This is a genomic window from Listeria rocourtiae FSL F6-920, assembly GCF_000525975.1.
GTDB classification, from domain to species: domain Bacteria; phylum Bacillota; class Bacilli; order Lactobacillales; family Listeriaceae; genus Listeria_A; species Listeria_A rocourtiae.
In genome coordinates, this window is sequence record NZ_AODK01000039.1 from 1 (window position 1) to 8581 (window position 8581).

8 protein-coding genes and 1 pseudogene are annotated in these 8581 nt (G+C 36.8%); all 9 read left to right on the plus strand.

Annotation, left to right across the window (positions count from 1 at the left end):
* The first annotated feature begins 216 nt into the window (after window positions 1-216).
* The 9 genes and pseudogenes from PROCOU_RS12495 to PROCOU_RS12520 all read left to right on the plus strand — a co-directional run bounded on the left by PROCOU_RS12495 (window position 217) and on the right by PROCOU_RS12520 (window position 8364).
* Window positions 217-504: a hypothetical protein gene (locus PROCOU_RS12495; protein ID WP_036072950.1), complete on the plus strand. Its 288-nt coding sequence runs from the start codon at window positions 217-219 to the stop codon at window positions 502-504.
* Between the two features lie 430 nt (window positions 505-934).
* A complete protein-coding gene (locus tag PROCOU_RS12500) occupies window positions 935-1618 on the plus strand; it encodes an ATP-binding cassette domain-containing protein (protein WP_036072952.1) in 684 nt (227 codons plus the stop codon).
* Window positions 1563-2555, plus strand: coding sequence for an ABC transporter permease (locus tag PROCOU_RS12505; protein ID WP_036072954.1), 993 nt, complete (start codon window positions 1563-1565; stop codon window positions 2553-2555). Before PROCOU_RS12500 ends, PROCOU_RS12505 begins: the two co-directional genes overlap by 56 nt.
* Window positions 2556-2873: 318 nt before the next feature.
* On the plus strand, window positions 2874-3005 hold the full coding sequence (locus PROCOU_RS18935) for a hypothetical protein (protein WP_279625190.1): 132 nt from the start codon (window positions 2874-2876) through the stop codon (window positions 3003-3005).
* Between the two features lie 38 nt (window positions 3006-3043).
* The gene (locus PROCOU_RS16735; RefSeq protein ID WP_051994393.1) at window positions 3044-4744 is read left to right on the plus strand and encodes a glycosyl hydrolase family 18 protein; all 1701 of its coding nucleotides are present in this window, start codon (window positions 3044-3046) and stop codon (window positions 4742-4744) included.
* Window positions 4745-4916: 172 nt separating this feature from the next.
* The gene (locus PROCOU_RS16740; protein ID WP_051994394.1) at window positions 4917-5348 is read left to right on the plus strand and encodes a GIY-YIG nuclease family protein; all 432 of its coding nucleotides are present in this window, start codon (window positions 4917-4919) and stop codon (window positions 5346-5348) included.
* Complete coding sequence (locus PROCOU_RS17555; protein ID WP_149023671.1) at window positions 5296-5679, plus strand: excinuclease ABC subunit UvrC; 384 nt, start codon at window positions 5296-5298, stop codon at window positions 5677-5679. Before PROCOU_RS16740 ends, PROCOU_RS17555 begins: the two co-directional genes overlap by 53 nt.
* 19 nt (window positions 5680-5698) lie before the next feature.
* Window positions 5699-6049: a hypothetical protein gene (locus tag PROCOU_RS16750; RefSeq protein WP_425268388.1), complete on the plus strand. Its 351-nt coding sequence runs from the start codon at window positions 5699-5701 to the stop codon at window positions 6047-6049.
* 99 nt (window positions 6050-6148) lie between these two features.
* Window positions 6149-8364: pseudogene (locus PROCOU_RS12520) on the plus strand (ATP-binding cassette domain-containing protein).
* Window positions 8365-8581 lie beyond the last annotated feature (217 nt).

Sequence of the window (8581 nt, forward strand, 5' to 3'; positions counted from 1 at the left end):
GGCAACGATTTAATTTAGATTAAAAAATGTTTTAAATTCAGAGTAACCTGTTGATTTTGGGTTACTCTTTTTTTATCCTTTTTTTCAAATTCCAATAAAGGGACATAGAAATGTTATTTTTATTAAAATAAGTGAAATATTTTAAAAGTACTTTATTTTGTCTTTTTTTGATGATATAATCAAGCTGTTAGATAATGAAAAGGAGGAATAATTGTTATGAAAAAGAAAAGCTTTATTTATGTACTTGCATCCTTAATTATGTTGACGCTTACAACGCTGTTTTCACAAAATGCTAGCGCTACGGTTGCATCCTTGGATTCTACTCAAACATTTTTAAAGGTTACAAGTGTTCCTACAGTCGATGATGAAACAGTTGGTACAGGGATGTTAATGACACGTGCTACATCAAAACCAGAGTATTATAAATATCAGTGGATTCGTGGAAGCAAACCGCTAATGTACGTTAGGATGTTATTTATACAAAAGAAACTTCTTCATATGTAAATGAAACCTCTAAGTATCAACAGTCGGGATACATAATACCTTACTATGCTGCACATAAAGGATTAAGTCGCAGTTCGTCTGGTGCTAGATGGATTAAATATCAATCTAAGAAAGTAATGTCCATTAAATATCCCACTCCTTGGGGACAAACGACTTTAATTAAGAATAATTTAGTTGATTATCGGACTGTAAAAAATTAAAAATAAATCAACTACCTATTGACAGTTAATAAAAAAAGTTAGTTTTCAGACCTTATAGAAACATACTTTACACGATTTCGCATAAAACCTCAGCGTGTCAGCAAATGTTTAGCTTCTAAGCAAAATCTTATATCAACTTAGATTACTTCAAAGACTCACAGCAAAAATGAGCGTTTGTCGATACGCTGAAGCTAGCAAGCATTGGCTTTTCTTAATAGAAGGAGGCAACAATGATTAGTATTAGTAATTTATCTAAAAGTTATAAAGAGCAACAAGTATTAAGGCATATAAATTTGCATTTTGATAAAGCAGGATTTTATTTTTTTCTGGGGAAAAATGGAGCAGGTAAGACAACATTGTTTAAATGTCTTACTGGTTTTGAAAAATTCACTGGAGAAATTAAAGTAGTAAACGAAACGGAATCAGCTAATTTTTTCGGCGCCATGTTCTCGGACCTAATGTTATATTTAAATCTATCTGGAAACAACTGTATACGGACGCTGTGTATAAATCAGTTGTCAGAATCTGAATGGCAGTTCGTGAGAAGTTATTTTAATGAAGCCAAGTTAAAAAAGCGAGTAAAGAGCTATTCTTTAGGGCAACAAAAGCTACTTACATTGCTCATTCTAATTGTCAATGATACGAAGATTCTTGTCTTAGATGAAGTTTCCAATGGTTTGGATTATGAAACAGCTAATAGTATAAAGGGGCTATTAGTAGAGCTAAAAAAAGATAAAATCATTTTATGTTGTGGACACCAATTTGAATTTTATGAAGGTATAATAGATGCTCTATACGTATTAAATGATGGAGGCATAACTAAGGTTTCAGGCGGAGAATATAATTTGGAGGAAGTATATGAAAAATATATTGGCAGTCATAAAACAGCAATTAAGTTACCAACTAAAAGCTAGATATTTTTTTGTTTTTCTGATCGTCGTGGTATTCCTATGTAGCATTGCTTCTATCTTTCAAGTAGCCGCTTATAAAGAAAGTGTTACTACATTAACACGTGAGCTAGGAGAGGTAAAAAAGAGCGATAGTCAGCTAGATTTAGACGACTTTTTAAAGCAAGATGTTAACGTCACGTATGTAGATGGTGGTGGGCAACAGGTGGATAATTACATTAAATATGATTTTTCTAAAATGGTATCACATTATAATGCTCTACAACCCTTGAATGCTTTTAACCAATTCTTTACATCGATAGCCTTTGTCTTTTTCCAACTGATGATAGGCATTTACGGGTTATTTTTAGCGTACACGAATATTAAATATTCTACGGATAAGTTCCTCATTATGCAGTATGGTAAGGCATCCTATTTTTTCGGACAAATAATAGCAGGGATGATAACAATAGGTGTTGTCTTAGTGCAAATACTTATTTGTGCACCTATTATTCAGCGGATGGTTAATCTATTGGCCCCTGTAAAAACACCATACTTGTCCTATGTACCAATTAATCAAGTGGTATTTGTGGATAAACTACCGATGGAATTATTAACTATGTTCGCTATCGGAGCTGTGTATGTAGTATGTATATATTGTTTTACTACGCTACTTAAAAATCAAATAATCCCACTTCTAACTATTTTTGTATATGTACTCATTTTACCGAAATTAGGAACATATGATTTCAAAAATATCATTTTGTACTCTATTCAAAAAAATTTTAATACCTCAGCAGCAAGTCTTGATATGGTACCAGCAAGGGCTGTAAATATGCTTATTGTGGTTGTAATAGGTATCCTACTTTTATGTATATTGTTGATGGGGGCATTCTGGCTGGATAAAGAAAGAGGTTTCTATTCTAGCTATTTTAAAGAGCATAATAAGTCTAGAGAGTTATAAATAGGCTATATCAATACTTGCCAATCATTACGATGAACCGGGAATAAATATCTGCCATTAAGGGTCGAAATTGACATTTATATAACTTTATTTTAATATGGATATATGGGAATTTTTGATAATAATTTTATGGAAGCGTATTCTTATTTAGGGGATGAGAATATGTATCCATCTACTAGTGAATGAAACAAAGATGATTCCCGAAACATGTTATAGACCTAGTGAAAATAGAATGATATGAAGAGGTGATTTTTGAGGGAATAGCAGCAAAGCATTGGACCATGGTAAGTAAGAATTATTATATTAGGGGGATTTTTCATGACCAAATCATTGAAAAGAAATATTTTGACAGCAGGCTTAGCTCTCATTTTAGTACTCACTTCTATAATGGTATTCACAACGCATGTCTCTGCTACATCAAATACGCAGCTTAAACCGCATGTAACATAGGTTATTGGCTTGGTGGGAACGGTGGTTCCAAGAAAACATTGGCTCAAGCAAGTTCAGGTTGGGACGTAATAAATGTTTCATTTATTGAGACGAAAGGGAACTATTATACTCCGAACCTATCAATGGATCTTTCAGCAGTCTATCCAGGGACAGAGGCTCAACAGATAGCAGCGTTTAAAGCTGATATTCAAGCACTACAAGCCCAAGGTAAAAAAGTTGTCATTTCTTGTGGTGGACAAAATGGTGTTGTTCATATGGATAATGCTACGCAGCGGGATATTTTTTTGAATGGGGTTAAAAATATTATTAATGAATATGGTTTTGATGGTTTTGATGTTGATTTTGAAGGTAGTTCAATAGCTGTTATGAATACTGACAAAATTGGCACACTGACAACACAGCAGTCTATAAACCTTGAATATTTACTCCGCAATTTGAAAACTACTTATGGATCAGACTTTATTATTTCTGCTGCTCCTGAATATTGTTATGTTCAAAATGGGGCAATTAGCACCGGTAATGGTGGAGCGTTTCTACCGGTTCTTAACGCTGTTCGCGATATTTTGACATATATTCACCCACAATATTATAACGGCTTCAATGGTGATTTTGCTTGGCTACAACCATCAGCAAATGCGGGTGCACCTTTTGCACAAGTTTATTCTGCAGAAGGATATACTCGTCTTTCTGAAATGCTGATTACGGGATTTGTAACGATGGATAAAGGTACCTTTGCTGGTTTGAGACCGGATCAAGTTGCGTTTGGAGTTCCTTCCAGCAATGGTGCAGGTAACGGCGCGCAAAGTGTTTCAGTTTATGCGACAGCCTTGAATAGTTTGCTTACAAAATATCCTACGTATCGTGGCATTATGACATGGTCTATTGGATGGGATGAAACAAACGGAAACAACTTTGTAAACACGATTGCTCCAATTATTAAGGCTGCAAATGATTCAGATCAAACGTCACCAGATGCTAAAGCTCCGACGATTTCTAGTCAACCAACTGATAAAACTGTAAGAATAGGTGGTACAGGGGATTTAACGGTAGTTAGTTCGGTATCCAAAGGGACGCTTACTTACCAGTGGTATAAGGCTTCTAGCAAAGTGAACACTGGTGGTACGGCAATAAACGGTGCAACAAGCGCAACATACAATGCCCCAACAACTACAGAAGGTACCAGTTACTATTACTGTATTGTAACTAATACGGACAGTGGGGCATCAGGAATCAAAACGGCAACAACGGCAAGTAATGCAGTATCTGTAACCGTTAGTGCCTCGAGCAATGCTGCAATACCTACTATTACGAGTCAACCAGCTGATAAAACGATTACTGTGGGCGGAGTAGCAACGCTCTCAATAGGAGCTAATGTATCACAAGGGACACTTAGTTATCAATGGTATAAGGCCTCTAGTAAAGTGAACACTGGTGGCACATTAATAAGTGGTGCAACAAGTGCAACATATAATGCTCCAACAAATGCAGTAGGTACCAGTTATTACTACTGTATAGTAACCAACACAGATAGTTTAGCTACTGGAACTAGTACAGTAACAAGTAATGCAGCGACAGTAACAGTAAGCTCATTACCAGTAGGAGATACATGGAAGGCTGATGCGATTTACGTTAACGGGGACACAGCAATATATCAAGGAAAAACTTACAAAGCCAAATGGTGGACACAAGGAGATGTTCCTGGTGTAGGTGAGTGGGGACCATGGGAATTGGTCATATAAAGCTATTCAAGTAGTAGTAAATGTTTCATAATTAAATCAATAATAATTACGGAGTTTATTTTTTGAAGTTGAATGCTTACTTCTCTAAATAGGCTCTGTTTTTGTATCTTCAAGACTAATGAATTCAGCGGATACTTCAGTAATCTTTACAAAAGCGATGGTGCAGTCTAAAATGAAAGAGCCAGTGGTCGTTTGTTTTGGAGGTGTAGCCGTGGAGGCGAAATTAAAACAAAAATTAAAAACATTGCCTGAATTACCCGGTTGCTATATATACCGGGATAAAAAGGGTGCCATCTTATATATCGGAAAGTCTAAAAATCTTAAACAACGTGTGAAATCCTATTTTACGAAAAAACAAATGGGAAAAACAGCGCGTCTGGTTCATAATATTTACGATTTTGAGTTGATTATCACGGATACGGAACAAGAGGCTCTAATGCTTGAAATGACGCTTATTATGAAGTATCAGCCACCATTTAACGTAATGTTGAAAGACGAAATCCAATACATCTATCTCAAAATAACGAATGAAAAAAAATCCACATCTCGAATTGACGAAAGAAATAGCAAAGGATGGCGCGCATTATTTTGGTCCATATGCTAGTCGCTACAAGGCAGAAGAAACGCTGGAACTGCTACAGAAAATCTATCCCTTATGCCATTGCAATGGGAAAAAAGGTCGTCCCTGTTTTTATTATCATATCGGTATGTGTATTGGACCGTGCGCGCGAGATGTCACAAAAGAAGAATATGAAGCACAGATTAACAAGATTACTAACTTTTTAAATGGTGGGTATCGGGATGTGAGAAATGACATTGAAGCCCGAATGCATCGTCAAATAGAGAATCTGGAATTTGAGCGCGCAAAGGAAAACCATGAAATGTTGCATGTTCTAGAGCGCGTGACAGAAAAGAAAAAAAGTATGGCCACGTGATTTTTATCATCGCAACCTGATTAATTTTGTTGAGCATGACCAGTTTTGCGCTATTCAGCTGGTTTTTGTCCGGAATGGAGCTATCGTTGGACGAAGTTCTAAAGTTTTCGAGTTTGTTGGTGAAGTAAATGACATGATAGAAAGTTTTCTCATGGCTTTTTACAATCATCCGAATCACCTGCGTCCAAAAGAATTACTAGTTCCAGATCAACTAGATGCTAAATTATTAGCACGATCTTTGGATATAAAGGTGCGAATACCAAAAAAAGGCGAGAAAAAAATACTATTAGAGCAATTACAAAAAGATGCACAAATAGTTTTAGATGCTCACTTAAAAATGCTTCATTACGCGGAACAGAAAGATGAATAGTTTACTTGACTTGGCAGTGATGAATCAATTAAAATGTAAAGCTGGGCTGATTTCAAAAACTTGATTTCGGCCTAAATGTATCTAATGAGGAGGAGTTTCATGAAACAGGAATACATCGAATTAGTAGGTGCACGCGAAAATAATTTGCAAAATGTCTCACTCAAAATACCTAAGCGTAAAATCACTATTTTTACTGGGTGTCTGGGTCTGGAAAGTCTTCTATCGTATTTGGAACGATTGCAACAGAGTCACAAAGACAGTTAAACGAAACGTACAGCAATTATATTCGGAATTTTCTGCCTAAATATCGTCAACCAGATGCGGATAGAATTGAGAACTTGTCAACATCTGTTATTATTGATCAAAAGCGATTAGGCGGTAATTCGCGTTCAACACTTGGAACAATTACAGATATTAATCCGATTATTCGCCTTCTTTTTTCAAGAATAGGGAAGCCAGAAATTGGTGGATCGAACTTATTTTCAGTCAATGATCCGACTGGGATGTGTCCGGATTGTCATGGAATTGGTCGAAAAGTAACGCTTGATTTAGATAAATTTTTAGATAAAAGCAAGTCGTTGAATGAAGGCGCGATTCTATTTCCGACTTTTGCTGTTGGAACGTGGTATTGGAATTTGTATTCATTTTCCGGATTTTTTGATAATGACAAGAAGCTTGAGGATTATACAGCGGAGGAATGGGATAAACTTCTATACGCGAAAGATATTAAGTTTAAAATGGATATGCCAACGGGTTAGATGAATGCTACGTATGAGGGGATTGTTGAGAAATTTGATCGGCTTTATATTAATAAGGATGGTGAAATGGGAGAATCAACAAAAAAGCGCGTCGATTTGTTTACATCAGAGGTACATTGTCCAACATGCGACGGGACGAGACTTTCTCAGCAAACACTTAGCTGTAAAATAAATGGGTATCATATTGCGGATTATACGGCTCGACAAATTGACGATTTGATTCCGCTACTTAAAGAAATTACAGATTCAGTTGCAATGCCGATGATAGATAGTATTGTGGAGCGATTGCAGCATTTGGTTGATATTGGGCTAGATTATGTGAGTTTGGGCCGGGAAACGACAACACTCTCTGGTGTGGAATAACAGCGAATTAAGATGGTTCGTCATTTAAATAGTAGTTTGACTGACTTGCTTTACATTTTTGATGAACCAAGTGTTGGACTGCATCCGCTAGATGTTCATCGCTTGAACGAGCTACTCCAAAAGCTTCGAGACAAGGGGAACACCGTGATGTGATTAAGATTGCCGATCACATTGTGGATATTGGCCCCCATGCTGGGAAAAATGGCGGGCAGATCATGCTTGAAGGTAACTATGAGGACTTGCTTCAATCGGATACATTAACCGGGAAGCATATGAACAATAAAACGGAAATAAAAGCGGTGGTACGTAAGGCAAGCAGTGGTTTGCCAGTCATTCAAAGTTCTCTTCACAATTTACAAAATGTTCGTGTATCAATTCCAAAAGATATTTTGACCGTTGTAACAGGTGTTGCCGGTTCTGGAAAAAGTACGCTTATCAACCAAGTATTTTTAAAAGAAAATCCAGATGCAATCGTGATAGACCAATCTGCCGCACATGCTAATGTTCGCTCGAATTCCGCAACTTATACAGGCATTATGGACACAATTCGCAAGTTATTTGGTGAAACAAATCAGGTAAGTCCATCTTTATTTAGCTACAATTCTAAAGGCGCGTGCCCTGAATGCAAAGGGCTTGGCGTCGTGGCGATGGATTTAGCGTTTATGGAAGCTATTAGAACACCATGTGAAGTCTGTCGTGGGAAACGTTTTCAAGAAGAAGTTTTGCAATATAAAGTAGCTGATAAGTCAATCAGTGATGTATTGGAAATGACTGTCTTTGAATCATTGGATTTCTTCCAGCTAAAAAAAATCACCAAAAAGCTAGAAGCAATCGCGATGTTGGGCTTGGTTATATTGCGCTGGGCAATCGCTGAACACGCTATCAGGAGGGGAATGTCAACGGTTAAAACTTGCCAATGAGTTGCACAAAAAAGGCAGCATTTATATCATGGATGAGCCGACAACTGGGCTTCATATGTCAGATATAACGCATATTATGGAAATTATGAATCGTTTAGTAGATATAGGAAATACGGTGATTGTGATTGAACATAACCTAGATATCTTGAGAAAAGCTGACTGGATTATTGATCTTGGTCCAGAGGGTGGGAGTAAAGGTGGCAAAATCTTATTTGAAGGTACACCACAAGATTTAAAAATGTGCGAGGAATCTATAACTGCTCGCTATATCTAAAGCTGAAGAGTTTGGGACAAACTCCAGACGAGATAAAAATCGCCCTACCCACTTTTGAGCAGGACGAAAATTTTGCTTCACACAAATCGAGCGAAAGCGTTTGTATTCAAGGGATTTGGAAGGATTACATGCTCGCTTTGCTCTCATGTATATTGGGACTGTAACTCATTTTATTTCGAACAGTCCCAACAAAGCGGAGTGTACGACTGTACATGAT